The organism is Flavobacterium amylolyticum (assembly GCF_048284335.1).
Classification (GTDB): Bacteria; Bacteroidota; Bacteroidia; order Flavobacteriales; family Flavobacteriaceae; genus Flavobacterium.
Genome location: NZ_JBLVPG010000001.1, coordinates 768,734 through 795,300, shown reverse-complemented (window position 1 = coordinate 795,300; position 26,567 = coordinate 768,734). Strand labels below are relative to the sequence as shown.

Genomic DNA, 26,567 nt, shown 5'->3' with positions numbered 1-26,567 from the left:
TAAGTTTAACAACTTGAAACTTTTAACTTGAAAATTTAAACAAGATAAGAAATGAAAGTAACAATAGACGGACAGTCAATAGAAGTAGAACCAGGAACCACAATCCTTCAAGCAGCAAGGATGATAGGTGGAGAAGTAGTTCCGCCAGCAATGTGCTATTATTCTAAACTAAAAGGAAGCGGTGGAAAATGCCGTTGTTGTTTAGTGGAAGTTGCCAAAGGAAGTGAAGCTGATCCAAGACCAATGCCTAAATTAATGGCATCTTGTGTAACCGGCTGTATGGACGGAATGGAAGTGAACAGTAAATCTTCACCGAGAGTTCAAGAAGCAAGAAAATCAGTAACTGAGTTTTTATTGATCAATCACCCATTAGATTGTCCGGTTTGTGATCAAGCTGGCGAATGTGATTTGCAAAATTTAAGCTTTGAGCACGGGAAATCAGAAACTCGTTTTATCGAAGAAAAAAGAACATTTGAGCCCGAAAATATAGGTCCAAATATTCAATTGCATATGAACCGCTGTATTCTTTGTTACCGTTGTGTAATGGTGGCGGATCAATTGACTGATGATCGTGTTCACGGGGTAATGGATAGAGGCGATCATTCGAATATCTCGACTTGTATCTCAAAAGCGGTTGATAATGAGTTTTCTGGAAATATGATTGACGTGTGTCCTGTAGGTGCTTTAACAGACAAAACGTTTCGATTTAAATCTAGAGTTTGGTTCAGTAAACCTTATGATGCACACAGAGATTGCCCTACTTGCTCTGGAAAAACTACCGTTTGGATGTTTGGTGACGAAATTCAACGGGTTACCGGTAGAAAAGATGAGTACCATGAAGTAGATGAATTTATTTGTAATGGTTGTCGTTTTGACCACAAAGATATTGCCGATTGGACTATTGAAGGGCCAAGAGCATTCGAAAAAGATTCAGTGATCAACCAAAATAAATACAACAGAAAATTACAAAAAGTGGAAATCGCTACCGAAGATCATATCCTTTTAGGTAGAGAAGAAGACCGTAAGAAAATAAGCATGGCCGAAATTCCATTGACCGAAGAAGACATTATTAATCAAAAAAGCTTGGGTAATAATGGATAGTACTATTATCATAGAAAAAAGTGTCATCATTGTTGCAGTTTTTGCTTTGACAATGTTGATGGCAATGTATTCCACTTGGGCAGAACGAAAAGTGGCCGCTTGGCTTCAAGATCGTGTTGGACCTAACAGAGCCGGTCCTTTTGGATTGTTGCAACCACTTGCAGATGGTTTAAAATTATTTTCGAAAGAAGAATTTGAGCCAAACACTCCGAACCGATTTTTATTTTTTGTAGGTCCGGCAATTGCAATGAGTACCGCATTAATGACAAGCGCCGTAATTCCTTGGGGAGACCGGTTGCATTTGTTTGGAAGAGATATCTTACTGCAGGCTACAGATTTAAATATTGGATTGTTGTACTTTTTTGGCGTTGTTTCCGTGGGTGTTTATGGAATTATGATTGGGGGTTGGGCATCTAATAATAAGTTCTCTTTGATTGGTGCGGTCCGTGCTGCATCGCAAATGGTGTCTTATGAAGTTGCGATGGGATTATCCATAATTGCTTTATTGATGATGACTGGAACGTTGAGTTTACGAGAGATCTCCGAACAGCAAGCAGGAATGAATTGGAATGTGTTTTACCAACCGTTGTCTTTTATTATATTTTTAATTTGTGCTTTTGCCGAATCAAACAGAACGCCTTTTGACTTAGCGGAATGCGAAACGGAACTTATTGGAGGATATCACACCGAATATTCATCGATGAAAATGGGTTTTTATTTATTTGCTGAATATGCGAATATGTTTATTTCCTCTACAATTTTGGCGGTTTTATTCTTTGGAGGCTATAATTATCCTGGAATGAGTTGGGTTGTTGAAAATTGGGGAGTGAATATTGCCAATGTTTTAGGATTTGGCGCTTTATTTATCAAATTATGTGGATTTATCTTTTTCTATATGTGGGTTCGCTGGACTATTCCAAGATTCAGATACGATCAACTGATGCACTTGGGTTGGAGGATATTAATTCCATTGGCGATCATCAATATTATCATCACCGGAATTGTAATTTTGAGAGCAGAAATTGCTACTTATTTAGGATTTTAAGATTGTATAAAACAAGTGAAAATTCAAGATGTCGCAATTTGCGATCATTTAGAAATGAATAATATATAATTATAATTGTAATCCATTTCCGAAGGGGTTGCAATTTGCAACCCCTTCGGAAATGGATTACAATTAATTGATTTTTAACTAAGATTGTCTTTTAATATGGATGAGATCATTATACCAAACAGGTAATAACTAATAAAATTTATTTTATTAGAAACCTAAAAGTTATGCTAGATAGAGATTTAGCTGATTTGTATGATGTCTCCCCAAAAAGATTACGACAACAAGTTAATCGTAACATCGATAAGTTTCCTGAGCATTTTATGTTTAGGCTTAATGAAATTGAGGTTGATTTAATGGTATCACAAAATGCGATACCTTCAAGACAAGTTTTAGGAGGTTCGTAGCCTTATGTATTTACAGAACATGGAATATTGCAGTTGTCTAATGTTGTGAAAAGCGAAAGAGCAACTCAAATGAGTATCAAAATAATAGAGATATTTGTAAGTTTGCGGGAGTTTATAAACAACAATCTAAGTGTAAAATTAGAAATCGAAGAAATAAAAAAGAAGTTGACGAATCATGATAAAAATATTGAATTGGTTTTTACTTATTTGGATGAATTGATGGAAAAACAAGACAATAAAATAGAAAGGAATAAAATTGGTTACAAAAATTAGAATTTAAAAAATAAACATTAATAATAGCGAATAGCAGGATTAAGCTTCAAATAAAAATAAAAAATGTCAATAGAAAGTATATCCTTATCGGGAAGAAAAAAGCTAGTCTCTAACAAGGAGATGACTTTTTGGGAAAGAATGTATCTTATTGCGATTGTCAAAGGTTTGATAATTACGATTCAGCATTTGTTCACCAGAAAAGTAACGATTCAATACCCGGAGCAAGTACGTGAAATGAGTCCAGTGTATCGTGGTCAGCACATGTTGAAACGCGACGAGGAAGGTCGTGAGAATTGTACAGCTTGTGGTTTGTGTGCGCTGTCCTGTCCTGCCGAAGCCATTACGATGAAAGCAGAAGAGCGCAGAGCAGATGAAAAACATTTGTACAGAGAAGAAAAATATGCGTCGATATATGAAATTAATATGTTGCGTTGTATTTTTTGTGGGTTGTGTGAGGAGGCTTGTCCGAAAGATGCTATTTACCTGACGACTTCTAAAGTATTGGTTCCTTCCAGTTATGAAAGAGAAGATTTTATCTTTGGAAAAGACAAATTGGTCATGCCGTTGGAAATGGCAATGAAAAACGCTCAACTTAAAAACGCTAACTAATGTCTACGATACTTATTATTTTTTGTGTTTTATCAGCGATAACTTTGTCAACGGCATTTTTGACAATTTTTAGTAGAAATCCGATTCACAGTGCTATTTATTTGGTGATTTGTTTCTTTTCGATAGCTGGTCATTATCTATTATTGAATTCTCAATTTTTAGCGATAGTGCACATTATTGTGTATTCTGGAGCGATTATGATTTTGTTTTTATTCACCATCATGTTGATGAATTTAAATGAGGAAAAAGAAGTGCACCGACCTCGAATTACGCGTCTTGGTGCTATTGTTTCTTTTTGTTTGATTTGTTTGGTTTTGTTAGCCATTTTTATAAATTCAAAACCGATTGTTGGAGAATACGTAACTACTGGCGAAGATTATCAGTCTATAAAAGTATTGGGAAAAATACTATTGAATGAATATATGGTTCCGTTTGAATTTGCATCTATATTGCTTTTGGTTGCTATGATTGGAACAGTGTTATTGTCTAAAAAAGAAAAATTGCAAAAATAAAATGAACAATATTTTAAACCACATTGGTATTGAAAATTATATATTCCTAAGCGTAATACTTTTTTGTATTGGTGTTTTCGGAGTGTTGTACAGACGAAATGCCATTATCGTATTTATGTCAATTGAAATTATGCTGAATGCAGTAAACTTATTGTTTGTAGCATTTTCAACCTATCATCAAGATGCGCAAGGACAAGTTTTTGTTTTCTTTTCGATGGCTGTTGCCGCGGCAGAAGTTGCGGTAGGATTGGCAATTCTAGTTTCTATCTTTAGAAATTTAGGTTCAATTACTATCGATAATTTAAAAAACCTAAAAGGATAAATGGAAATGAATACCAATATAGCTTTAGTTTTAGTTCTTGCTCCTTTTTTAGGATTTTTAATCAATGTTTTCTTTGGCAAAAGCCTTGGAAAATCACTGTCGGGAATAATTGGAACGCTTTCAGTAGTGGTTTCTTTTATTGCGACTGCTTATTTCTTCAGTGGAATTGCGGCCCAACCAGAAGGAATTCATATTGCTCTTTTTGACTGGATCCAAATCAGTACTTTCAAAGTTGATTTTGGATTTCAATTGGACCAATTGTCCATTTTGTGGTTGCTTTTCGTAACTGGAATTGGGTCTTTGATTCATTTGTATTCGATCAGTTACATGCACGATGATGAAAATATGCACAAGTTTTTCGCGTATTTGAATCTGTTTATATTCTTCATGATCACATTGGTAATAGGAAGTAACTTATTAGTAATGTTCATCGGTTGGGAAGGCGTAGGTCTTTGTTCGTATTTGTTAATTGGATTTTGGCATAAAAACCAAGAATTTAATGATGCAGCCAAGAAAGCATTCATCATGAACCGTATTGGTGATTTAGGATTGCTAGTTGGAATTTTCATTCTTGGAAATTTATTCTCGACTTTAGATTACGCTACTTTAAAAACGGCTATCGCTGGTGCCACGGATCTTGATATGTATTGGCTTTCAGTTGCTGCTTTCGCTTTATTCATTGGAGCTTGTGGTAAATCGGCACAAATTCCATTGTATACATGGTTACCAGATGCGATGGCAGGTCCAACACCGGTTTCAGCATTGATTCACGCCGCTACGATGGTAACTGCAGGAATTTTTATGATTACCAGATTGAATTTCTTGTTTGATTTGACTCCGGATGTACAATTGATAATTGCAATTGTTGGAGCCGTTACTGCTTTAGTTGCTGCAACCATTGGATTGGTTCAAAATGATATCAAGAAAGTATTGGCTTACTCTACCGTTTCTCAATTAGGATTAATGTTCTTAGCTCTAGGTTTAGGTGCTTATGAAGTAGCCGTTTTTCATGTAATCACACACGCTTTCTTTAAAGCTTGTTTGTTCTTGGGTTCAGGTTCTGTAATTCATGCGTTGCACGGGGAACAAGACATGCGCAAGATGGGTGGCTTGAAAAAAGCGATGCCAATAACTTTTGCAACTATGCTTATTGCTTCTTTAGCCATTTCCGGAGTTCCATTGTTTTCCGGTTTTTTCTCAAAAGACGAAATTTTATTAGTGGCTTTTCATCATAACATTCCGTTATGGATTGTGGCTTCGGTTGCTTCTATAATGACTGCTTTCTATATGTTTCGTTTGATGTTTTTAACGTTCTTCCAAGAATTCAGGGGAACAGCAGAACAAAAACATCATTTGCATGAAAGTCCTTCTTTAATTACTATTCCTTTGATCGTTTTAGCAATTTTGGCAACTATCGGTGGGTTAATCAGTTTGCCAGGAAACAGTTGGTTGAATAACTATTTGACTCCTATTTTACCAAAATTAGCAACCGCTGAACACCATTTAGGCACTACTGAATATATCTTGATGGCCATTGCTGTTGTGGGTGGATTAGTAGGAATTGTTATGGCTTACGCCAAATACATCAAACAAAATACAGTTCCAACAGAAGATGCTGCCATCACAGGATTTTCTAAAGTACTGTACAATAAATATTATGTGGATGAATTTTATGACGCTATTTTTGTTAAACCGATTAATTTCTTGTCTCGTTTTTTCAGAGACACTGTAGAAACAGGTTTGTCAGCTTTAGTTTTTGGATTCGGAAAAGTTACCAACGAAATAAGTTACCAAGGAAAGAAAATACAAAATGGAAGCATTGGTCTTTATCTTTTTGCTTTCGTATTAGGGCTTTGTGCCATTGTTTCTTATTTATTTTTAGCTCAATAATCATATATCATGAATGTATCTCTAATATTAATTATACTTTTGGTTGGTGCGTTTGCAACTTTTCTTGCAGGCGATAAACTGGCTTCAAAAGTGGCTTTGTTCTTTGGGTTAGCTGCTGCAGGCGCTTCTATTGTATTATTAAATCACTATAATTTAGGTGAAAATATAAGTTTCATCAGTAAGTGGATCACTGAGCCCAATATTTCTTTTGCTCTAAAAGCAGATGGATTATCGATGGCGATGCTTTTGTTGACCACAGTTTTGACTCCAATAATTATATTTTCCTCTTTTGGGAATGACTATAAAAATTCAAAATCATTTTATGCTTTAATCTTGTTTATGTCATTTGCAATGGCTGGAACTTTCTTGGCATCAGATGGATTATTGTATTATATTTTCTGGGAATTAGCATTAATTCCTATTTACTTCATCGCATTAATATGGGGTAACGGAGACATAGAAGAACGCAAAAAAGCGGTAGTTAAATTCTTTATCTATACACTAGCCGGTTCTTTATTTATGTTAGTTGCTTTTGTTTACATGTACCAAAAGGCAGGGAGTCTTTTATTAGAAGATTTATACAAATTGGATTTATCGGCAACTGAGCAATTGTGGATATTCCTGGCTTTCTTCTTGGCGTATGCCATTAAAATTCCATTGATTCCTTTTCACACTTGGCAAGCAAATGTGTACCAAAAAGCACCAACTGTTGGTACGATGCTTTTGTCTGGTATAATGCTAAAAATGGGATTGTACAGTGTTATCCGTTGGCAATTGCCATTAGCGCCATTGGCAGCCAAAGAATACATGTATATTTTCATCGGACTTGGAATTGCAGGTGTGATTTACGGATCTATCGTTGCATTGAAACAAAAAGATTTAAAGAAATTACTTGCGTATTCTTCTTTGGCTCACGTTGGTTTAATTGCAGCAGGAACATACACTCTGACATTAGACGGATTGCGAGGTGCAGTTTTACAAATGATTGCACACGGATTTGTAGTTGTGGGATTATTTTATGTAGCTGAAATTATTTTTAGAAGATACGAAACTAGAACCATTGCTGAAATGGGCGGTATTCGTACGCAAGCACCAAAATTCACTTCGATGTTTTTAATTTTGGTATTAGCATCTGTTGCCTTGCCAACTACTTTTAACTTTATTGGAGAATTCACCGTTTTATACAGTCTTTCACAAATCAACATTTGGTTTGCCATTTTAGGAGGAACAACCATTGTTTTAGGAGCATATTATATGTTGAAAATGTTTCAACATGCAATGTTAGGTGAAACCAATTCTAATCCTTTTGCTGATGTAACAGTGAATGAAGGAATAACTTTGGTACTAATAATAGGTGTCTTATTCTTTTTTGGGATGTATCCAAAGCCAATTACCGATTTGATTACCCCAAGTCTGGAAGAAATTCTTAAAGTTATCAATAGAAATTAGGATTTTGATTTTAGAATGAAGATTAACGATTTTTGATTTCAGATTTTTGTGAGATATTAAAAATCATTCTGTTCAAAGTAAAAAAATTAGTACAAAAAAATATATTATTAATACAAATAAATTAGGTTTCAGATATAAAGAATTAGTTGGTTTTTAAATCCTAATTCGTAAATCCCAAATCAAACAATCAAAAAATGAATACATTAATAGCTATAATAGGATTAGGTGTTTTATGCCTTTTATTTGAAATTTTTAATTTAAGAAAAGCCATCGTTCCAATGACAATCATTGGATTGTTGGGAGTGTTGGGTTTAACTATATCTGAATTTAATTCAACCGAAAGCTACTATAACAACATGATTGTTGTCAGTAAATTTTCAAGTACTTTTTCGTCTTTATTTATTGTACTTACTATTTTCTTGGTGGCTTTAGGACATGTTTTTTATGAAAATCACCAATCTAAAATTTCTGATTTTATTGCTATAAAAATATTTTTATTAGCAGGAGCGGTAGCGATGGTTTCTTTTGGAAACTTAGCGATGTTCTTTTTAGGAATCGAAGTATTATCAATTGCGCTTTATATTCTTGCCGCAAGTGATCGTATGAATTTAAAAAGTAACGAAGCGGGAATGAAGTATTTCTTAATGGGATCTTTTGCTTCGGGAATCATTCTGTTTGGTATCTGTTTAATTTACGGAGCCATGGGAAGTTTTGATGTTACTGAAATCAGTGAATTATCACAATCAGCTGAATTGCCAATCTGGTTCCCAATCGGAATTGTATTGGTAACAATTGGAATGTTGTTTAAAGTGGCTGCAGTTCCATTTCATTTTTGGGCACCGGACGTTTACGAAGGTTCTCCAGCGTTGACAACGGCATTGATGAGTACTTTAGCGAAAGTAGTTGCTATGGCGACTTTGTACAAATTATTATCAGTAATGAATGCCGATATTTCTGAGTCATTCAAAACTATTGTGGTGGTGATTGCTATGGCTTCGATGACCGTTGGTAATATTATGGCTTTAAGACAAACGAATGTGAAACGTATGTTGGCTTTTTCAGGGGTTTCCCATGCGGGCTTCATGTTGATGACTTTATTGAGTCTGACTACATCAGCAGGTAGTTTGTTGTATTATGCCTCCGCGTATTCTTTGTCTGGAATTGCTGCTTTTAGTGTGATTTTATATGTTTGTAAAAATAGAGACAATGAAGATGTTGTAAATTTCCATGGTTTGGGAAAAACCAATCCATTGTTAGCAGCCATTCTTACGGCAGCGTTACTTTCTATGGCTGGGATTCCAATTTTTGCGGGATTCTTTGCTAAGTTGGTTTTGTTTAATCAAACGATTCAAGCGGGTTACTTGGCTTTAGTAATCGTAGCAGTGATAAACTCTATTATTAGTGTTGGGTATTACTTCAAATTAATTTTGGCGATGTACACCAAAGAACCAAATGAAGAACGAAAAGGAACTCCGGTTATTATTTATGCCGTTGCCGTTATAGCAATTGTATTGAATATCGCATTAGGGTTGTTCCCTTCATTTGTTTTGGATTTATTGGCATAAACCAAAGTTTTAAAATATACAGAAAACCATCAAGAGTAATTTTGATGGTTTTTTTGGTTTAAAAGTGCTTTCTTGATTCTAATAAATATTTACTATTCAAGTATCTATAATTAAATACTAAAACTCAAAAAGCTCCAAATTGAATTGATTATTTTTGTGTATAGTATAAATTTTAAATACAAGAAGATGGCAAATACATTAAAAATACAAATCTGGTCGGATATCATGTGTCCGTATTGTTATATAGGAAAAAGGAGAATAGAAGGCGCTTTGGAACTTTTTAACCATAAAGATGCCGTTGAAATTGAATGGAAAAGTTTTCAGCTAGACGCTGGTTTTATAGCGTCTCCGGAGGACAATATGGTAGAACATTTAGCAGAAAAATATAGAAAAGATACGGATTGGGCACAAAATATGCTAGATAGTATGACCGAAAATGCTAAAAATTCAGGATTGGATTTTCATTTTGAGAAATCTATTTTAGCCAATTCTTTGAATGCGCATCGATTGTTACATTTGGCTAAAAAACATAATCGGGCCAATGACTTAGAAGAATTATTGTTTAAAGCGTATTTAACCGATGGCAAGAACATTAATGATTTGAATACCTTAAAAGCTTTGGGTAAGGCAGTAGGACTAACAGATGAAGCTATTGATGTAGTATTGCAGTCTGATGCTTTTACAAAAGAAGTACAGCAGGACATTACAGATGCACAATCAATCGGTGTGCGAGGGGTTCCATTTTTTGTTTTCGATAATAAATATGCAATTTCGGGAGCGCAACATGTTGAGACATTTGTGAAAACATTAGAGAAAGCATGGGAAGAAGGTAAGTTTGATTCAAAAGTAACGGTATTAAATGCTACCGATGGAGACAGCTGTAGTATTGATGGTTGTGATTAAAACGAAAATTACTTTATTTTTAATTAAAAAAAATGAAGTTAAAGCGATGTCTTTAGCAATAAACAGATAAATTTACTTCAAAATATTTATTTCAAACCATTAAGAAATTAAGTTTCATGTAGCGTTAAATCTAAATGAAATTTAATTTCTCAATGGTTTAATTATAATGTGAAACATTTGCAGTAGTGCTTAATTGTTAGCAGCAATGAAAATCAGTAATTATGAGTGAACGTACAAAAGTAATCCGTTGGGGAATATTGGGATGTGGTGATGTTACTGAACTGAAAAGCGGTCCTGCCTACCAGAAAACAGCTGGCTTTGAAGTGGTAGCAGTGATGCGAAGAGATGCGGTTAAAGCCGCAAATTATGCTGAAAGACACGGAATAAGTACCTATTACACCAATGCGGATGATTTGATTAATGATCCTGATATTGATGCGATTTACATTGCCACGCCTCCAGATGTTCATAAATTTTATGGACTTCAGGTAGCCGAAGCTGGTAAAATTTGTTGTATCGAAAAGCCTTTGGCGCCAAATTACCAAGACAGTCTCGCCATTTATAATGCTTTTCAAGAAAAAAATATTCCTTTGTTTGTTGCCTATTACCGCCGTACATTACCTCGTTTTGAACAGATAAAAACGTGGCTTGATACCAATAGCATTGGTGAAATTAGGCACATAAGATGGCATTTGAGCAAACCGGCAAATGCTAAAGATATATCTGAAGACTACAATTGGCGGACTGATGCAGTTATTGCTACAGGCGGTTATTTTGATGATTTAGCGAGTCATGGATTGGATTTATTCATTCACCTTTTGGGAAATATAAAAGAGGTTTCCGGATTAAGTCTCAATCAACAGGGATTGTATTCTGCTAAAGATGCTGCAACTGCTTGCTGGTTGCATGAATCTGGGATTACGGGTACTGGTAGTTGGAACTTTGGGTGCTATGATCGGGAAGATAAAGTAGAGATTTTTGGGAGCAAAGGAAAAATAACATTTTCCATATTTGAAAACGATCCTGTAGTGCTTTCTAACGAACAAGGGCAAACAGAGTTGTTCATTAATCATCCTGAAAATATTCAGTTGTATCATGTTCAGCACATGCGAGAAGCCCTTTTAGGGAATAGCAAACATCCTTCAACAGGTTTGACAGGAGCCCATACGAGTTGGGTTATGGACCAGATTATTGGAAATATTTAGTGTTGTTCCGACTGTTTATAGCAAAAAAAAGAGGCTATCCGATAAAGACAGCCTCATAATTACTACAATTTATTTAATCACTATTTAGCAGCAACTGTTTCGCTAAATGTTTTACCATTATACGTTATTTCAAACGTATATTTACCGTTTTGAGCGCTACTCAAGTCAAATGTTTTACCCACATAAAGATCAGCAGCCAAAGTTTCATTGTACACTTCGGTTTGATCGGAGTTGTAAATGGCAACAGTAACAGGTGCTTTTTCCAAGTTTAAAATATTCAGGGTAACAATTCCATTTTTGTTTACAAAAACGGGTTTGTATACTTCAGAAATAGCATCCGCTGATAATTTTGCTTTATTACCCACGACTTCAATTTTATACTTTGAAATTTTAAGATCGCTTTCTGCTTTCAAGAAGTAGATTCCGTCTGGTAAAGCAGTCAAATCATAGGTTCTGTTGATGTTATCTTCAGAAGTAACTTTTTCCTGATAGATTAAACTGTCATTGGTGTCATAAATAGACAAATCAATTTTCTTAATCTCTTTCAAACTAAAACGTACCGTTTTTCCTTCTTCTTTTATTAAATCCAGTGAAAAATCTGTGTTTACTGCATGTGCTTGTACGGCAGTCAATACTACTGTGGCTAACACTAAACTAAATTTTAAAATATTTTTCATACTTGTAATTTTTTAGATTTATAATGATACTTATCTGTGGCTAAATTAGTCTAAGCTATTCAGTATGAGTAGTACTCAGTTTTCTAATTTGTGTGCTATTTTACCTTTTACGAAATCGATTAAGGTTAAAAAAGTTAATTGAGTATCTATTTTTCATAAATTTGTGGGAATTCTAAATACGGATCCGTATGAAAATTATACCTCCAGCTTTTGAAATTATTGCTCCATCCTTTGGGAGTTCTTTTTACTTTTCGAAGTATATCGAAAACGCTAACAGCAAAGCGCACTTGTGGCATTATCATCCTGAAATTGAACTTGTTTTTGTTAATGGAGGTTCCGGAAAACGTCAGATTGGAAGTCACATTTCGTATTATACCGATGGGGATTTGATTCTGATAGGGAGTAATCTGCCGCATTGTGGGTTTACCAATGAAGAAACCGGAAACAAAAACGAAACGGTGATCCAAATGAAACCGGATTTCTTGGGTAATGGATTTTTTGATATTTCCGAGATGACGAATATTCGGAATCTTTTTAGCCAAGCCAAAGCCGGAATTGCTTTTCACGGTGAAACCAAAAAAAATATTGGGAAGAAAATAGAATCGATGGAACAACAGTCGCAGTTTGAACGATTGTTGACGATGTTGAGTATTTTGAATGAATTGGAATTATCAAAAGAAGCCACTGTTTTAAATGCCGATGGATTTTCGATCGAAATGCAAATGCAGGATAATGACCGCATCAATGCTGTTTTTAATTACGTAAAAGATAATTTCCAGGAGCATATTACGCTGGAAGAAGTATCGGAATTGGTCAGTATGACAGAACCTTCTTTTTGCAGGTATTTTAAAAAGATAACTAACAAAACTTTCACCAAATTTGTGAATGAGTATCGCTTGGTTCACGCCTCGAAACTGCTGGCTGAGAAACCCATCAGCATCACCGAGATTTGCTATGAAAGTGGTTTCAATAATTTTAGTTATTTCAATAAATCTTTTAAAGAATTCACGGGCAAAAGCGCTTCGCGATACCGCCAGGAACTGAAATCAGTGTTAAAATAAATGTTGTAAAAAAACTTTAGGTAGTACTTTCAAAAAAAATTCCCGCTGATACGAGTACCAGCAGGAATTTTAAATAAACCATTTATATAACTAACTAACTATCTTCTGTCTATTCTGATGGCTACGTCTCCGGATACTCTAGTGTCCTCGATTTTAGTTTTCGTACCATTTGTTCTGTAATAGTAGGAATCATCATCATTCGAGTTTTGGTTGTTCCCATAATCGTTGTTCCAGTTGTTGTTTTGGCTGTATTCATAATCCCTGCCACCTTTTACGGATCCAACAACATCAACAATTTGACCACGACGGTTGTAGATAATTTCTAAACCACCTACTCGTTCCAAAGCATAACGGTTGTAGGTCATATAAACGGAACCTACTCGTTTTATTCTATCATTTGAGTCATAGTTAATAAACACATTTCCAATACGTCTTACTCTGCCCATATTGTCGTGTTCTACTTTTACGCCATAATTTCCGTTCCTGTTATTTGCCGGTGCACCGTACGTTGTATTAAAACCCTTTTTTTTACTTGATTTATAAAACATACCGTCATTTGAACCAGTTGAAGGGCGTGTATTAAAATCAAATTGTCCGTCAGGGAATATGAAGAACTCAATTCCTCTTTCTGTGAACACAATTGGGTCGGCGTCTCTAAAATCTACTGGAGATCTTCTTTCTACAGAAAAATCGATTTTCTCTGCTGCGTTTGCTACATTACCTCCAAAAACGAAGATACTAGCTACTAAAAAGGTAATTTTTTTCATGATACATCTATTTTGAATTTTGCCTACTCTTCAGCTTTTCGGCTTTCGCTTTTTTATGCTTATTTGATAAGATATATTCAAGTAGTATGCCAAATTTTTGAATGATGGAGTTGTGATTGTAGAACAGGAATGGGTTTTGACAGCTTAATTTACTATTAATCAGTATTTTAATGATGCCTAAAATAAAAAATAATTTCATTAAAAAGCGAGAGTTATATTTTTTTTAATATACTTTTTTAGTTTGTTCAGTATTTTTCTTGGTGGTCTCGACGAAGAAATCATTTCGATAAAAGAGTAATCATTTACTGTTTAAAAATATTTTTATGTAAAACTACTTATCAACAGTGCTTAAAATTAACTTTTGTTACGAACTCGTATCAATTGATATTGAGTAATTTTGTAACATGTATGCTTTAGTCGATTGTAACAATTTTTACGCTTCCTGCGAACGTGTTTTTCAACCGAAATTCAACGGGAAACCAGTTGCAATATTGTCAAATAACGACGGTTGCGTGATTTCCAGAAGCAATGAAGCTAAAGCCGCTGGGATTCCTATGGGTGCGCCAGCATTTAAGATTAAAGAATTGGTAAAAGAGAAAAAGGTACAATTATTTTCGTCCAATTATGCGCTGTATGGTGATTTGAGCAATCGGGTAATGGCTATTTTAGGGCAGTTTACACCAAATCTAGAAATTTATAGCATCGACGAAGCCTTCCTTAATTTTGATGGTTTGACTGTTTCCGATTATCACGATTATGGAATCCAGATGAAAACCCGTGTACAAAAATGGGTGGGGATTCCCGTTTGTATTGGTTTTGCACCAACGAAAGCATTATCAAAAGTAGCCAATAAAATTGCCAAAAAGTTTCAAGAAAGAACGCAAGGGGTGTATGTAATTGACAGTGATGAGAAACGCATCAAAGCCTTAAAATGGACAAAGATTGAAGACGTTTGGGGTATTGGTTATCGGATGAATAAAAAGATGAAGATCAGAAATATCGCAACTGCTTTGGATTTTATTCAGCCACAGCATGAGGCTTGGATCAAAAAAGAAATGGGTGTGATAGGCATGCGTTTGAAATATGAACTGGAAGGAAAATCAGTTTTGGATTTAGATCCCATTGTGGATCAAAAGAAAAGTATTGCTACGACCCGAAGTTTCCCCAAACAAATTGCTGATTTTGATTTATTGCGCGAACGTGTGGCTACTTTTGCAGCGGTTTGCGCAGAGAAATTGCGAAAACAAAACTCCTGCTGTCATACCATTATTGTAATGTTAGTGGTGGATAAACATACGGTGCAAACGTCTAAATATTATTTTAACATGGCGATTACATTGCCGTATGGGTCAAATTCTACGCTGACGATTTCGAATGCTGCCATCGCAATGTTAAAGAAACTGCACCACGGAAATGAGCATTTAAAATTCAAGAAAGCGGGTGTTATCGTAACCGAATTGATTGATCAGGACAAGAAACAGCTGCAGTTGTTTGATGAGGAAAACCCAAAACATTTGGTACTGATGAAAGTAATGGATAGCCTCAATAACAAAATTGGAGATAAAAAAGTAAAGTTGGCTACCCAAAATTTAGGTTTGACATGGAATATGAATCAGAATCATTTATCACCAAAATACACCACTAATTTTAAAGATATTCTCGAAATAAAATGCCAATAAATAAAGATAAAGATCAAAAATTAACCTTCTTTCTGCCTGATTTTGAAAGTGAATTACGAATTCCTTTCATAAACGAAGGGGTTTCAGCTGGATTTCCATCGCCGGCAGCTGATTTTATGGAGATGAATATCGATTTGAACAAACAGCTGAGCGAAAACCCATTAGCTACTTTTTATATCAGGGTCAAAGGGAATTCTATGATTGATGCTGGAATCAATGATAAAGATGTTCTGGTTGTGGATCGAAGTTTGGAACCGCAGAACAATAAAATTGCGATTTGTTTTATCGATGGAGAGTTTACGGTGAAACGCATGCAACTGGAGAAAGACTGCTTGTATCTGATGCCAGAAAATCCTAATTATTCTCCGATAAAAGTCACCGAAGAAAATCAATTAATTATTTGGGGAATTGTGACCTATGTGATTAAAAAAGTATAAAAGCCAGTTGTTGCCATTATTAAAATGGAATTCTTATTGAAATTTTTTACCATAAAAAAACCTGTTCAAATAAATGAACAGGTTTTCTGTTTAAAACAATTACGTTTTATACCGTATGTTTTGGATTAAATCCATCCTCGCTTAATTCGGTGTGTACGTAATCAGCAACCATTTCAGCTTCATAATCAACTTTTTCTCCTTTAGAAAGTCTATTGATGGCTTTTTCCATAATTTGGTAAATTACCGGAACTACCACTAAAGTTAAGAATAATGAGGAAATTAATCCCCCAATAATTACCCAAGCCAAACCGTTTTTCCATTCGGCTCCAGCTCCAGAGGCTAGTGCAATAGGGAACATACCAAATACCATTGCGATAGTTGTCATCAAAATTGGACGAAGACGCGCATGATTCGCTTGAATTAATGCTGTTCTAACCGTTTCACCAGCTTTTCGTCTTTGATTGGTATAATCGACAAGCATAATCGCATTTTTACAAACCAGACCAATAAGCATGATGATACCTAAAATAGTAAAGATATTCAGTGTATTATTGGTTAAAGCCAAAGCTAACATTGCTCCAATAAATGAAAGCGGGATCGCAAACAATACCACAAATGGATGTACAAAACTATCGTATAACGAGACCATTACTAGGTAAACCAAGATAATCGCAGCTAGTAACGCAATTCCTAATGTACCAAAACCTTCACTTTGATTCTCCTGATCACCACCCCAAATGTAATTGACACCTATTGGTTTTTTCAATTTTTCAATTTTTTCTTGCCATTGTGTTACAATTGTTCCAGAAGCTACACCCACATTCTGACCTTTTACAGTTACCGATGCCGATTTGTCTCTTCGTTCTAATTCACTTGGTCCAGAACCTTCGGTTACAGTTGCAAATTGATTCAGTTTTATTTGTTGTCCAGTATCATTTATAAAAATTAAATTATTTACATCAGCGATGCTTTTTCTGTCGAATGCATTGTATTTAATATTGATGTCGTATTCGTATTCACCAGCTCTAAATCTACCATCAGTATTTCCGCTAAAAGCAGTTTGCATGGTCATACCAATTGTTTGCAAACTCAATCCCAAAGCGGCCATTTTATCTCGGTCTACTTTTACGTTCACTTCTGGATTTCCATCTTCTACGGATAATTCGATTTCTGTTGCTCCTGGAATAGTACGTAATTCTTTTTCTGCTGCTTTTGCAAATTGCATGGCACTTTCTACATTTGGACCCGTTACAATTAATCCTAAAGTGGCATCTTCTGCAGTTCCTAAAATACCAACCGGAACCGTTTTAACTTTTGCTCCAACTAATATTCTTTCTAATTTACGTTTTGTTTTTGCAGCATACACATTTGCCGGTTCATTCCGTTTGTCTAATCCAACCATTTTAACGTTTATCTCAGACTTGTAAGCAGTTGCTTGCGAAGCACCAAGACCTTCACTGGTTTGACCAACCGTTGTAATTTGACTAAAAACGTATGCTTCTTTCTGCAAGAATGCTTCTGCTTTTTGCGTCATGAAATTGGTTTGCTCTAATGAAGCATCTTTTGGCATTTCTATTTGAACTAAAAACTCGCCACTATCAGACGCTGCGAAGAATTCTCCACCAATAAACCCACCACCAAATAAACTAATCATCGATCCAAAAAAGATGACTAAAACTATAGCTAGTGTTTTGAAATAATGATCCAAACACCATTCCAATAATCTTGAAACCCAATTTGTAAAGCGAGTTAAATAGCTTTCAAATCCAAGGATAATTTTTCCAAAAAGATTTTTTCCTTCAATGTGTTCTAATTTTCCATATCGGGAAGACAACCACGGAATGATTGTAAATGAAGCTACTAAAGACAACAAGGTTGAAATAATTACCGTTACACAGAATTGTGTAATAATATTAGAAACCAATCCGGTACTCATTGCAATTGGTAAAAACACCACCACAATTACTAAAGTAATTGACACTACAGTTCCACCAATTTCTGCAGTTCCATCATAGGCTGCACGAACTTTATTTTTACCCATTTCCATGTGCCTGTAAATATTCTCCAGAACCACAATGGCATCATCCACAAGAATACCTACAACAAGAGACAGGCCTAATAAACTCATCAAGTTTAAGGTGTATCCCATCAAATAAATTCCGATGAAAGTAGCAATTAAGGAAGCAGGAATAGAAACCATTACAATCAACGAGTTTCTAATACTGTGCAAGAAAAACAACATCACTAGCGCAACTAAAAGTACTGCAATAAGTAAATCGTGCACAACAGCATCAGCAGCTTCGAGCGTAAAAATGGTACTGTCTTTAGCGATTTCTAATTTTAAACCATTCGCTTTATAATCGGTTTCCAGTTTAGCAATTGTTTTAACCAATTCTTCACTTACCGCAACCGCATTGGCATCCGATTGTTTAATAATTTGTAAAATAATAGCGCTTTTTTGATTGATACGCGCTACTTTTTCAGTGATTTTTTGAGTATCCTGAACATCAGCAATATCGCGTAAACGAACTTGAATTCCGTTTTTAGAGGATACCACCAGGTTTCTTAATTCGTCGACATTTTTATATTTTCCAGCCAAACGAATTAATATTTTTTGCTCCCGAGTTTGAATATTTCCTGTTGGAAAATCCAAATTAGAAGATAAAATATATTGTTGCACTTGCGGAACAGAAAGTCCGTAACCTTGCATTTTTACTGCATCAAGATTGACTTGAATTTCTCTTTCTTGTCCACCGATAATATTTACTTGCGCTACACCTTCTACACGAGAAATAACGGGTGCTAATTTTTTATCAATTAAATCGTAAAAAGCAACTTCATCCATTTTTCCGTTGGCACCAATAGTCATAATTGGTAAATCGCTTAAGGAAAATTTACTCAACGAAGGCGTTTCAACATCATCGGGTAAATCACTAAGAATAGCATTTATTTTACGTTGCGCATCGTTCATAGAGATATTAACATCAGCCGAAGAGGTCAGTGTAATAGAAACAGTTGACAAACTTTCGTAAGACTTCGAGTCTATTTTTTTAATATTTTCTAAGGATGCGATTGCATCTTCAATTTTTTTAGTCACCGTGTTTTCTACCTCACTTGGAGACGCTCCAGGATAAATAGTAGCAACAGTAATTACATTGGTTTCAAATTTTGGAATCAATTCGTAGCCCAATTGGCTGTAACTGAACAGTCCTCCTAATGTTAGAATCGTAAATAATACGATAACTAATGAGGGACGTTTTATGGATATTTCTGCTAATTTCATTTTTTTTTCTTTGCTTTAGGGTTTAAGCTTTAGGCTTTAAGCGGTTTCTTTATGGCTTTAAGACTTATTTTATAACGTCCACTTTAGATCCGTCTTGAAGGTTGATTTGACCTGTAACAATTACAGTTTCACCATCAGAAAGTCCGTTTAAAATTTCTACTTTATCACCAAGGATTCTTCCTGCTGTAACCGTTTTCAGTTTAGCAGTTCCATTTTCGATTACAAATATTTCGTTGCTGCTTACACTTCCTACAAAAGCATTTCTAGGAACAATCATCAAGGATTGTTTTTGTTGGTTTGAAGCAAATTCAGCAGTTCCGTACATTCCGGCTTTCAAATCATTTGAAGCATTATTAGCAATTTCTATTTCTACCGGAAAGTTCAAAGTTGCATCTGCTTTTGGAGCGATGAAGGTGATTTTTCCAGAGAATGTAGCGTCAGGATACACGCTTGCTTTTACGGTAATCGTGTTGCCTACTTTTAAACCTGCAACTTGATTTTCGTTAACATTGACTTTCAATTTCAATTTTGAAACATTTACAATGTCAAACATTTGCGTTGCAGCGCCAAGAACGGATCCTGGTTCAATGTATTTTTTGTTTACGATTCCGTTAATTGTCGCTTTGATATTGGTATCGCCAATATTAACTTTTGCTTGTTGTAATCTTGATTTTGAAGTTACCAAATTCAATTTAGCCTGATCCAATTGTTGTTTTGTCACACCGCCAGTTTTAAATGCATTTTCAAAACGGCTGTAATCGGTCAATGCATTTTGATAAGAAGCCTGTGCAGTTTGCAAGTCAGCTGTAATTTGCTCGCTTCGTACAATTGCTAAAGTCTGACCAATTCGAACTCTGTCTCCTTCGTTAACTAAAACACGTACGACTCTTCCTGGTTTCTCGGCAGAAAAACTCAGTTCTTGAAGTGGTGCAAAATTACCATTAGCAGAAAAATCAAGAGAAATTTCCTCAGTTTTTACCGTTTCCACTTTAACTGAAACGCTGGCATTTTTCTCAGCTACAATGGCTGTTTTTGCCTCGTTGTCTTTTTTGTTATTCATTAAAGTATATGCGATAACGCCTAAAGCTGCTACGATTGCTACTATGATTAGTATATTTTTTTTCATTTTTCTTAGTTATTTATAAGTGTTTTTAATTCGCCTTTTGATTTGATTAATTGTATTTCTGCTAATTTGTAATCTAATATTGCTGTGGTATAGTTGTTTTGTGCTTCTGTCAATGAATTTTCTGCATCCAGTAAATCAGTTAATGAGGCTAATCCTTGTACATAATTGTTTCTGGTGTTGTCTAAAACTTCTTTAGCTAATTGTGCATTTTCTCTTTGATTATTAATGATAGTTAAGCTATTGTCGATTTGCGTTTTTGCATTGGCGAATGCCAAGTCAAGGGATAATTTTGTATCGTTGATGTCTTCTTTTATGGATCGTAAATCGATATCAGCTTGTCTTACTTTGGCACGAGTACCAAATCCTGTAAAAATGGGCACTTTTAAATTCAAACCAATAGAAGAGAAATCTGACCAATATACGCCGTCAGATGGTTTTCCTCCAAGAGGCATTACGGGTCCCTGACCAATATAATTATATCCTGCGTTTAATGATAATGTTGGATAATAACCCGCTTCAACAGCTTTCTTCTGGTAACTTAGAAGTTGTTCTTGTTTTTTCAAAAGCAAATATTCCGTTCGGTTTGCCGTATTTGGAATTTCTGATACGGACTGTGGACTTACTTCAAATGCAGTTTGCGGAATCTCAATTTGCGTTTCTATGGGCATTCCCATATAAAATTTAAGTGCGTTTTCTTGAATTTGTACGGCATTCAAAACTTGTTGGCGTTGTGTAGTGATGTTTGAAATTTTTACTAAAATGCGATCCAAATCTATTTTTTTGGCTAGACCATTATCAAATTGACCTTTAATAATGTTTTTTACTTTAGTGGTGTTTTTGTAGGTACTGTCAATAACGGTTAGTTTTTGTCTTTGAACATATACCTGATAATAATTATTGGCAACGCGCTCAATCACTTGTTCTTCGGTTAATTGTTCGTTAATTTGGTAAAATTCTCTAGTAGATTTTGCAGCTTTCAAACCTGTGAAAACCGTTTGGTCGAATATAGCTTGTGTCAAAGAAACACCAGCCGTAGAATTCCATGTTTGACCAAAAGCGGCTTGAATGGTTGTTCCGGGAGCACCAAATCCTGCTCCATCAATAACGGTTGTTTGGATTACAGGATTATAGGTCAAATTTCCATTTGCTGAAATTTGAGGCAACGCTCTAGAACGAATTTCCTGGATTTGGTATTCGCTGTTCTCTACTTTGAGTTTAGCTTTTTTTGCATCTGCTTTGTTTTCTAAAGCGTAATTGATAGCCTCTTTTAGTGTAATGGTTTTTATGGGGCGTGTCTCAATATTGCTGACGTTTTGTGATTGTACTGATAGCCCGATAACTAGTAGTACTATTAAAATTGTATTCTTCATTATATAGTATAGTTTAGTAAGTTTTTTTCAAGTTCAATAATTCCTTCTGGTGTTGCCATGGCTCTTGTATGGTACTCTAAAATTTCAAGTTCTATTTTTTGACCTTCTTTTTCAGAAACCGTATTTCCTTTTATGGTGAAAATAAGATGGTAATAAAATTGTGTGTAGCTTTGAATATTGATAGAGGATCGGTACAAACCCTGTTGAATTCCTTTTTTAATATTTTGTTCAAAAGTAACATTGCATTCATTAATTTCTCGAGACATTACCTTTTCATATATTTCAGGATAATGTTTTTTTAATTGATAAATAGGAGAAGTGTCTGACGCTTTAAACATTTCTTTAAACATCTTTCGTATCTCAAAATTCTCTTCAATCGCATTGTAGTTTTTTGAAATAATACTGTCTATGATTTCATGAATTTCTTTGTGTATTGTAGTTGTGCTTTCTTCAATAAGTAACTCTTTATTACAAAAATATTTATAAATAGTTTTTTTAGAAATACACATTTCACCTGCAATATCATCCATAGTAATGCTTTTAAAACCTAGTTTTAAGAACATTTCGCTTGCTTTAGATATAATTTTCTCTTTCATTTTTTATGCTGAAACGATTTCAGTATGTTTTAATTAAAGGCCAATTCAATAAATTAATTTGGTAAACGAAGTGCAAATGTAAATAGGAAACTTTTAACACTAAAATAGTTTCCAATAAATTTGTAATTATTTAACATTTACTTTAAACTGTGTTTTTTAAACTGTAAATTCTAGATTAGCAATCAGTTTAATATCTTGTCCCAATGCCAAACCATTGGTTTGATTGAAGGAATTAACAGTAAGGCCAAAATCTTTTCGATTAATTTTTCCTGTTATTTCAAAAGCAGCTTTTTGATCGCCATTGTAAGCGTTAATGCCAATTAATTCTGCATCGAGTTCCACTACTTTAGTAATATTTTTGATGGTTAAATTCCCTTTCAAAAAATTAATATTCTTGTTTACTTTTTCAAACGAGGTCGACTTGAAGCTAATGATAGGATATTGATGCACATCAAATAAATCGTTCATTTTTAAATGTGTGTCTATTTGCTCTAATTTTGTATCCTTATTGTTCACATCCAAAGAGAATTCAATCGATGCGTCTTCTATTTCGTTATTTTCAACTTCAATATGTCCTTTAAATTTATTGATGTTACCGGCTAAATAAGCTATTATTGAATGTCTCATTTTAATCAAAACATCCGATTGGCTCGAGTCAATTGTCCATTTAGTTTTCATATTTTTAGAAGTATTAAGAATTAATTCTATTTCCCAGTCACTGAAATAATTTTGTTTATTTCAGTAAATAAAAATTCAGAGCGCAAATGTAAGACGGAAACTTTGAATACCAAAATAGTTTCCCATGTATTTTTGATTTATTTAACATTTGATGGTAAAACGGAGTTTGTTATGCAAATTGAATACTGTAAATTAGCCAAAAAATTTATTTATGCATTCTATTTATCAATATCAAGAGTTTCTTTCAGATTATTTGCAATCACAATATGAGACCAAAGAACCTAGAAATTTATATGAACCCATTCATTACATTTTAGATCTTGGTGGCAAAAGAATGCGGCCGGTACTTACATTAATGAGTGCAGAGGTTTTTGATGCAGATTATAAAAAAGCGTTGCCAGCGGCTTTGGCCGTTGAAGTATTTCATAATTTCTCATTGGTTCATGATGACATTATGGATGATGCTCCTTTAAGAAGAGGGAAAGAAACGGTACATGAAAAGTGGAATTTAAATACTGGAATTTTATCAGGCGATGCGATGCTAATTTTAGCATACCAATATTTCGAACAGTACGAACCAATTATTTTTAAAGATTTAGCCAAACTCTTCAGCAAAACGGCACTCGAAGTTTGTGAAGGGCAACAATGGGATGTAGATTTTGAAGAGCGGAGTGATGTTACCATTCCGGAATACTTGAAAATGATTGAATATAAAACGGCTGTTTTAGTCGCTGCAGCTATGAAAATGGGAGCAATTATTGCGGAGACCTCTAAAGAAAATGCAAATTTGATTTATGATTTCGGACTCAATTTAGGATTGGCTTTTCAATTACAGGATGATTTCTTAGATGCTTTTGGGAATCCAGAAACCTTTGGAAAACAAGTAGGAGGCGATATTATCGAAAATAAAAAAACGTATTTATATCTTAAAGCAGTTGCCTTTTCAAATATTGAAGAAGCACAGGAATTGAGACGCTTGTTTTCAATTCAGCCAGAAGATAATACTAGTAAAATAGAGAGAGTGAAAGTTCTTTTTAATAGTTCTGGAGCATCAAAGGCAACTCAGGATGCGATTCAGGATTTTACTTTAAAGGCTTTCCATACTTTAGATAAAATGAATATTGGTGCCGATAAAAAAGAAATGCTGAAAGCTTTTGGTGAAAATTTAATGGGAAGAAAAGTTTAGATTTTTAATTCCAGAAGTTTACATCAGATAAAAATGGTTGATTTCAAAAATCGGTATAATTTAAAAAAATTAAACTTTTAGAGTAGTTTCTTAAAATCTAAATTCGTTAATCAACAATCTGAAATCAAATGTTTGTAGTTCCAAAGAATACTGATTTACTCCTCTCTGAAGCAGAGAACGAAAACTTATATTTAAAATTAATTGAACAGATAAACAAGGATTTCAATCTCGCTAACGAAGCAATTGATTGTTCTTTGAATAGCACCCCTGACGAATTAAAGGCGCTGCTGCATGAAAAAATCTTTCGGCTCATTCAATATAAATTTGCCGAATACCTCAATTTACTTTACATAATTGATGTTTCTGAAGAGGAAATAAAAAAGTTAGATGGATCTGATTTAGTACTTCTGGCAGAACAAGTTGCTTTTTTAATACTAAAAAGAGAATGGCAAAAAGTGTGGTTTAGGAACAAATATTAGTTATTGCAACTCTTTTTTTAAGATTGTTTTATTCCATAACGGAGTTCCTTTCGTATCATAAATAGTCAATTTCATCTGACGGTTTTCTTTTGAACCTAAAAAGGAAAGGGTTCCAAAATTATGCTGTGCAATCAAACTGCCTTTCGTTCTGTAAATGTTATTTTCCTGTAATATATTTTCAGATGCGACGCCAGAGGTTAAGGGAGAAACGGTCCAGTCGTACAACGGATAGGTATTGTCTCGAGGAACCTCAGAGAATTCAGTGAAATGCCGGTCACCGCTTATAAACAAGACTCCCTTAATTTTATTATCAAGGATTTCTTTTAACAATCGTTCTTTCTCTTTAGGATAATTGCTATAGTTTTCTTTTTCTGCTACTGAATTTAATACTTGTCCGCCAATTACAATTATTTTAAAACTGGCTTTGGAAAAGCTTAAGGCATTAATCAGCCATTCTAATTGTGTATTTCCTAAAACCGTTCTTTCGCCGGTAATTCTGTTGTTTGGAGTCTTGAAAAACCGATCATCCAATAAAAAAAATTGAGCATCACCCCAGCTAAAGGTCGAATAAATCCCTTCGTTTTGTTCAGGATTCATACCGTAACTTTTATTTGCCCAGAAATCTTTAAATGCTTTTTGAGTTAAAAATTTATTGTAAAAACTGCCATCACTATCATCAGGACCAAAATCATGGTCATCCCAAATAGCAAAATTCTGTGTTTTTGCTAACAGGGGTTGTATTTCTTTTATTGATCTAGAATGAGTATAGCGATGATAAACACCAGTTTTACTATCCCAATCTGCTTCTCTTAAATAAATATTATCGCCACTCCAAATCATAATTTCCGGATTTTTTTTAGCAATACTTTCAAAAATCCCATACTCACTTCCATAGGCTTTTCCTGGTCTGTCTAACGGAGTTTCATTGAAATAGGAACAACTCCCAATGGCTACTGTAAAATCAGGTGCGTCTTCGCGCCATTCCCATAATTTTTTTGATGAAAAAGAAGTTTCGTAAGGCAAGATAATTTCCTTGTCATTTATAAAAACGGTATACTTATATTTTTTCCCGGGACTCAATTGATCCAAGATAATGTGATGTGTAAAGCCCGCTTCTTTTGAAGAAGAATAGACATCAGAATAGAAAATTTTGCTAGGATTGTCAATGGTAAAATAAGCTATTTTTACCGAGGCCTTTTTATTAGTTTGTAGCCAAATCACTGCTTCGGTCATTTCGCAATACCCCACCATAGGTCCTGATTGTAAAATACCGTTTTGTGCAAAACTGTAGCTTATAAATAAAATACAGAATAATTGAAAAGTTTTTTTCATGGGATGTAATTAAAAATAAACTCTGATGAATGGCATAAAGGCACTGCCATAAATATTATTTTTATCAGTCAAAACATTGTAACGGGCACCAATTGTAGCATTCCCGGATCTGTATCCTGCGCCAAGAAACAATCCGGTGTTCCAGTAATCTTGTGAACTGCTATTGGATCCATCTAAATTGACATTTACCCTTAATTGTTCCAGTTCAGCTGAAAGTTGGATTTCAGGAATGGGATTAAATAATCCTATACCACTGCCGCCATACAGATGGGAAGCATAAAGGTCTTTTTGCTTTAAATATTTATACTGTAAACCAATACCCAAAGCGACATATTCATTGAAATTGTAGATGGCGCTTGGTGCTAATGCAATATCCGTATAGCCAGAGCCAAAGCCTAAACCAATTCCGCCTCCAAATTGTACATTCCGCCAGAACTGATTTACCATTTTTGGCTGCATATCATTTTGTTGTGCAAAAAGACAACTTGAAAAAAACAATGTTAGTGTAGCTAAAAAGCTTTTGAAATTATTTAAAAAGCAATTCTTTGTCATAAGTTTTTCGTTTTTTAACAATATTCAATGTAAAAGTATCTTAAAATAAATTATAAA

Annotated in this window: 26 protein-coding genes; 17 read left to right on the top strand and 9 right to left on the bottom strand. The window is 34.5% G+C overall.

Features of this window, described 5'->3' with window-relative positions; translation table 11 throughout:
* Positions 1–51: 51 nt before the first annotated feature.
* From ACNQF9_RS03570 to ACNQF9_RS03515, 12 genes are all read left to right on the top strand, one after another.
* Entirely contained in the window at positions 52–1,101 is a 1,050-nt protein-coding gene (locus tag ACNQF9_RS03570) for an NADH-quinone oxidoreductase subunit G (protein WP_417958867.1), read from the top strand.
* Entirely contained in the window at positions 1,094–2,146 is a 1,053-nt protein-coding gene (nuoH, locus tag ACNQF9_RS03565; protein ID WP_417958866.1) for an NADH-quinone oxidoreductase subunit NuoH, read from the top strand. Before ACNQF9_RS03570 ends, nuoH begins: the two co-directional genes overlap by 8 nt.
* A 233-nt stretch (positions 2,147–2,379) precedes the next feature.
* Positions 2,380–2,559 (top strand): ORF6N domain-containing protein, encoded by a 180-nt coding sequence (locus ACNQF9_RS03560; RefSeq protein ID WP_417989667.1) that lies wholly within the window; start codon positions 2,380–2,382, stop codon positions 2,557–2,559.
* A 69-nt stretch (positions 2,560–2,628) separates the two neighbouring features.
* A complete protein-coding gene (locus tag ACNQF9_RS03555; protein WP_417989666.1) occupies positions 2,629–2,832 on the top strand; it encodes a hypothetical protein in 204 nt (67 codons plus the stop codon).
* Between the two features lie 63 nt (positions 2,833–2,895).
* Complete coding sequence (locus tag ACNQF9_RS03550) at positions 2,896–3,441, top strand: NuoI/complex I 23 kDa subunit family protein (RefSeq protein ID WP_417958864.1); 546 nt, start codon at positions 2,896–2,898, stop codon at positions 3,439–3,441.
* Entirely contained in the window at positions 3,441–3,953 is a 513-nt protein-coding gene (locus ACNQF9_RS03545; RefSeq protein ID WP_417958863.1) for an NADH-quinone oxidoreductase subunit J family protein, read from the top strand. Before ACNQF9_RS03550 ends, ACNQF9_RS03545 begins: the two co-directional genes overlap by 1 nt.
* Position 3,954: 1 nt before the next feature.
* A complete protein-coding gene (gene nuoK / locus ACNQF9_RS03540) occupies positions 3,955–4,275 on the top strand; it encodes an NADH-quinone oxidoreductase subunit NuoK (RefSeq protein ID WP_066079401.1) in 321 nt (106 codons plus the stop codon).
* Positions 4,276–4,281: 6 nt separating this feature from the next.
* Positions 4,282–6,165 (top strand): NADH-quinone oxidoreductase subunit L, encoded by a 1,884-nt coding sequence (gene nuoL / locus ACNQF9_RS03535; RefSeq protein WP_417958862.1) that lies wholly within the window; start codon positions 4,282–4,284, stop codon positions 6,163–6,165.
* A gap of 9 nt (positions 6,166–6,174) precedes the next feature.
* Entirely contained in the window at positions 6,175–7,614 is a 1,440-nt protein-coding gene (locus ACNQF9_RS03530) for a complex I subunit 4 family protein (RefSeq protein WP_417958861.1), read from the top strand.
* Between the two features lie 194 nt (positions 7,615–7,808).
* Positions 7,809–9,179 (top strand): NADH-quinone oxidoreductase subunit N, encoded by a 1,371-nt coding sequence (locus ACNQF9_RS03525; protein ID WP_417958860.1) that lies wholly within the window; start codon positions 7,809–7,811, stop codon positions 9,177–9,179.
* Between the two features lie 186 nt (positions 9,180–9,365).
* Positions 9,366–10,082: a DsbA family oxidoreductase gene (locus ACNQF9_RS03520; protein ID WP_417958859.1), complete on the top strand. Its 717-nt coding sequence runs from the start codon at positions 9,366–9,368 to the stop codon at positions 10,080–10,082.
* Between the two features lie 221 nt (positions 10,083–10,303).
* Entirely contained in the window at positions 10,304–11,287 is a 984-nt protein-coding gene (locus ACNQF9_RS03515) for a Gfo/Idh/MocA family protein (protein WP_417958858.1), read from the top strand.
* 80 nt (positions 11,288–11,367) lie between these two features.
* Here the strand turns inward: ACNQF9_RS03515 and ACNQF9_RS03510 are convergent, their stop codons facing one another.
* Positions 11,368–11,964, bottom strand: coding sequence for a hypothetical protein (locus ACNQF9_RS03510; protein ID WP_417958857.1), 597 nt, complete (start codon positions 11,962–11,964; stop codon positions 11,368–11,370).
* Positions 11,965–12,152: 188 nt separating this feature from the next.
* Here ACNQF9_RS03510 and ACNQF9_RS03505 point away from each other — a divergent pair, with 188 nt between their 5' ends.
* The gene (locus ACNQF9_RS03505) at positions 12,153–13,025 is read left to right on the top strand and encodes an AraC family transcriptional regulator (RefSeq protein WP_417958856.1); all 873 of its coding nucleotides are present in this window, start codon (positions 12,153–12,155) and stop codon (positions 13,023–13,025) included.
* A gap of 98 nt (positions 13,026–13,123) precedes the next feature.
* Here ACNQF9_RS03505 and ACNQF9_RS03500 read toward each other — a convergent pair whose 3' ends face one another.
* Positions 13,124–13,792 (bottom strand): hypothetical protein, encoded by a 669-nt coding sequence (locus tag ACNQF9_RS03500; protein WP_417989665.1) that lies wholly within the window; start codon positions 13,790–13,792, stop codon positions 13,124–13,126.
* Positions 13,793–14,196: 404 nt separating this feature from the next.
* On the opposite strand from ACNQF9_RS03500, the gene ACNQF9_RS03495 reads away from it, so the two are divergent.
* On the top strand, positions 14,197–15,471 hold the full coding sequence (locus tag ACNQF9_RS03495) for a Y-family DNA polymerase (protein ID WP_417989664.1): 1,275 nt from the start codon (positions 14,197–14,199) through the stop codon (positions 15,469–15,471).
* Positions 15,462–15,908: a LexA family protein gene (locus ACNQF9_RS03490; protein WP_417989663.1), complete on the top strand. Its 447-nt coding sequence runs from the start codon at positions 15,462–15,464 to the stop codon at positions 15,906–15,908. The genes ACNQF9_RS03495 and ACNQF9_RS03490 overlap by 10 nt, the downstream gene beginning before the upstream one ends.
* A 106-nt stretch (positions 15,909–16,014) precedes the next feature.
* On the opposite strand, the gene ACNQF9_RS03485 is transcribed toward ACNQF9_RS03490, so the two are convergent.
* The 5 genes from ACNQF9_RS03485 to ACNQF9_RS03465 all read right to left on the bottom strand — a co-directional run bounded on the left by ACNQF9_RS03485 (position 16,015) and on the right by ACNQF9_RS03465 (position 22,961).
* Positions 16,015–19,191 carry an efflux RND transporter permease subunit gene (locus tag ACNQF9_RS03485; protein ID WP_417989662.1) on the bottom strand — a complete coding sequence of 1,059 codons (3,177 nt, stop codon included), beginning with the start codon at positions 19,189–19,191 and terminating at the stop codon, positions 16,015–16,017.
* A 64-nt stretch (positions 19,192–19,255) separates the two neighbouring features.
* Positions 19,256–20,317 (bottom strand): efflux RND transporter periplasmic adaptor subunit, encoded by a 1,062-nt coding sequence (locus tag ACNQF9_RS03480; protein WP_417989661.1) that lies wholly within the window; start codon positions 20,315–20,317, stop codon positions 19,256–19,258.
* A 5-nt stretch (positions 20,318–20,322) separates the two neighbouring features.
* Positions 20,323–21,687, bottom strand: a complete 1,365-nt coding sequence (locus tag ACNQF9_RS03475) for a TolC family protein (RefSeq protein ID WP_417989660.1) — start codon at positions 21,685–21,687, stop codon at positions 20,323–20,325.
* The gene (locus tag ACNQF9_RS03470; RefSeq protein ID WP_417958849.1) at positions 21,687–22,283 is read right to left on the bottom strand and encodes a TetR/AcrR family transcriptional regulator; all 597 of its coding nucleotides are present in this window, start codon (positions 22,281–22,283) and stop codon (positions 21,687–21,689) included. Before ACNQF9_RS03470 ends, ACNQF9_RS03475 begins: the two co-directional genes overlap by 1 nt.
* 156 nt (positions 22,284–22,439) lie before the next feature.
* A complete protein-coding gene (locus ACNQF9_RS03465; protein ID WP_417989659.1) occupies positions 22,440–22,961 on the bottom strand; it encodes a YceI family protein in 522 nt (173 codons plus the stop codon).
* 211 nt (positions 22,962–23,172) lie between these two features.
* On the opposite strand from ACNQF9_RS03465, the gene ACNQF9_RS03460 reads away from it, so the two are divergent.
* Complete coding sequence (locus ACNQF9_RS03460; RefSeq protein ID WP_417989658.1) at positions 23,173–24,147, top strand: polyprenyl synthetase family protein; 975 nt, start codon at positions 23,173–23,175, stop codon at positions 24,145–24,147.
* A gap of 128 nt (positions 24,148–24,275) precedes the next feature.
* On the top strand, positions 24,276–24,626 hold the full coding sequence (locus ACNQF9_RS03455; protein ID WP_417958846.1) for a hypothetical protein: 351 nt from the start codon (positions 24,276–24,278) through the stop codon (positions 24,624–24,626).
* On the opposite strand, the gene ACNQF9_RS03450 is transcribed toward ACNQF9_RS03455, so the two are convergent.
* Both ACNQF9_RS03450 and ACNQF9_RS03445 read right to left on the bottom strand, forming a co-directional pair.
* Complete coding sequence (locus tag ACNQF9_RS03450) at positions 24,627–25,958, bottom strand: alkaline phosphatase D family protein (RefSeq protein WP_417958845.1); 1,332 nt, start codon at positions 25,956–25,958, stop codon at positions 24,627–24,629. It lies immediately after the preceding gene.
* Between the two features lie 9 nt (positions 25,959–25,967).
* Positions 25,968–26,510, bottom strand: a complete 543-nt coding sequence (locus tag ACNQF9_RS03445; RefSeq protein WP_417958844.1) for a hypothetical protein — start codon at positions 26,508–26,510, stop codon at positions 25,968–25,970.
* Between the last annotated feature and the right edge of the window lie 57 nt (positions 26,511–26,567).

What these genes read in the sequence shown, in the direction of transcription:
- nuoL (WP_417958862.1), top strand. Translation starts at nt 4,282, where the DNA reads ATGAATACCAATATAGCTTTAGTTTTAGTTCTTGCTCCTTTTTTAGGA.
- ACNQF9_RS03515 (WP_417958858.1), top strand. Translation starts at nt 10,304, where the DNA reads ATGAGTGAACGTACAAAAGTAATCCGTTGGGGAATATTGGGATGTGGT.
- nuoH (WP_417958866.1), top strand. Translation starts at nt 1,094, where the DNA reads ATGGATAGTACTATTATCATAGAAAAAAGTGTCATCATTGTTGCAGTT.
- ACNQF9_RS03485 (WP_417989662.1), bottom strand. Translation starts at nt 19,191, where the DNA reads ATGAAATTAGCAGAAATATCCATAAAACGTCCCTCATTAGTTATCGTA.
- ACNQF9_RS03545 (WP_417958863.1), top strand. Translation starts at nt 3,441, where the DNA reads ATGTCTACGATACTTATTATTTTTTGTGTTTTATCAGCGATAACTTTG.
- ACNQF9_RS03455 (WP_417958846.1), top strand. Translation starts at nt 24,276, where the DNA reads ATGTTTGTAGTTCCAAAGAATACTGATTTACTCCTCTCTGAAGCAGAG.
- ACNQF9_RS03495 (WP_417989664.1), top strand. Translation starts at nt 14,197, where the DNA reads ATGTATGCTTTAGTCGATTGTAACAATTTTTACGCTTCCTGCGAACGT.
- ACNQF9_RS03445 (WP_417958844.1), bottom strand. Translation starts at nt 26,510, where the DNA reads ATGACAAAGAATTGCTTTTTAAATAATTTCAAAAGCTTTTTAGCTACA.
- ACNQF9_RS03510 (WP_417958857.1), bottom strand. Translation starts at nt 11,964, where the DNA reads ATGAAAAATATTTTAAAATTTAGTTTAGTGTTAGCCACAGTAGTATTG.
- ACNQF9_RS03475 (WP_417989660.1), bottom strand. Translation starts at nt 21,687, where the DNA reads ATGAAGAATACAATTTTAATAGTACTACTAGTTATCGGGCTATCAGTA.
- ACNQF9_RS03450 (WP_417958845.1), bottom strand. Translation starts at nt 25,958, where the DNA reads ATGAAAAAAACTTTTCAATTATTCTGTATTTTATTTATAAGCTACAGT.
- ACNQF9_RS03480 (WP_417989661.1), bottom strand. Translation starts at nt 20,317, where the DNA reads ATGAAAAAAAATATACTAATCATAGTAGCAATCGTAGCAGCTTTAGGC.
- ACNQF9_RS03470 (WP_417958849.1), bottom strand. Translation starts at nt 22,283, where the DNA reads ATGAAAGAGAAAATTATATCTAAAGCAAGCGAAATGTTCTTAAAACTA.
- nuoK (WP_066079401.1), top strand. Translation starts at nt 3,955, where the DNA reads ATGAACAATATTTTAAACCACATTGGTATTGAAAATTATATATTCCTA.
- ACNQF9_RS03560 (WP_417989667.1), top strand. Translation starts at nt 2,380, where the DNA reads ATGCTAGATAGAGATTTAGCTGATTTGTATGATGTCTCCCCAAAAAGA.
- ACNQF9_RS03570 (WP_417958867.1), top strand. Translation starts at nt 52, where the DNA reads ATGAAAGTAACAATAGACGGACAGTCAATAGAAGTAGAACCAGGAACC.
- ACNQF9_RS03500 (WP_417989665.1), bottom strand. Translation starts at nt 13,792, where the DNA reads ATGAAAAAAATTACCTTTTTAGTAGCTAGTATCTTCGTTTTTGGAGGT.
- ACNQF9_RS03550 (WP_417958864.1), top strand. Translation starts at nt 2,896, where the DNA reads ATGTCAATAGAAAGTATATCCTTATCGGGAAGAAAAAAGCTAGTCTCT.
- ACNQF9_RS03530 (WP_417958861.1), top strand. Translation starts at nt 6,175, where the DNA reads ATGAATGTATCTCTAATATTAATTATACTTTTGGTTGGTGCGTTTGCA.
- ACNQF9_RS03465 (WP_417989659.1), bottom strand. Translation starts at nt 22,961, where the DNA reads ATGAAAACTAAATGGACAATTGACTCGAGCCAATCGGATGTTTTGATT.
- ACNQF9_RS03505 (WP_417958856.1), top strand. Translation starts at nt 12,153, where the DNA reads ATGAAAATTATACCTCCAGCTTTTGAAATTATTGCTCCATCCTTTGGG.
- ACNQF9_RS03555 (WP_417989666.1), top strand. Translation starts at nt 2,629, where the DNA reads ATGAGTATCAAAATAATAGAGATATTTGTAAGTTTGCGGGAGTTTATA.
- ACNQF9_RS03520 (WP_417958859.1), top strand. Translation starts at nt 9,366, where the DNA reads ATGGCAAATACATTAAAAATACAAATCTGGTCGGATATCATGTGTCCG.
- ACNQF9_RS03490 (WP_417989663.1), top strand. Translation starts at nt 15,462, where the DNA reads ATGCCAATAAATAAAGATAAAGATCAAAAATTAACCTTCTTTCTGCCT.
- ACNQF9_RS03525 (WP_417958860.1), top strand. Translation starts at nt 7,809, where the DNA reads ATGAATACATTAATAGCTATAATAGGATTAGGTGTTTTATGCCTTTTA.
- ACNQF9_RS03460 (WP_417989658.1), top strand. Translation starts at nt 23,173, where the DNA reads ATGCATTCTATTTATCAATATCAAGAGTTTCTTTCAGATTATTTGCAA.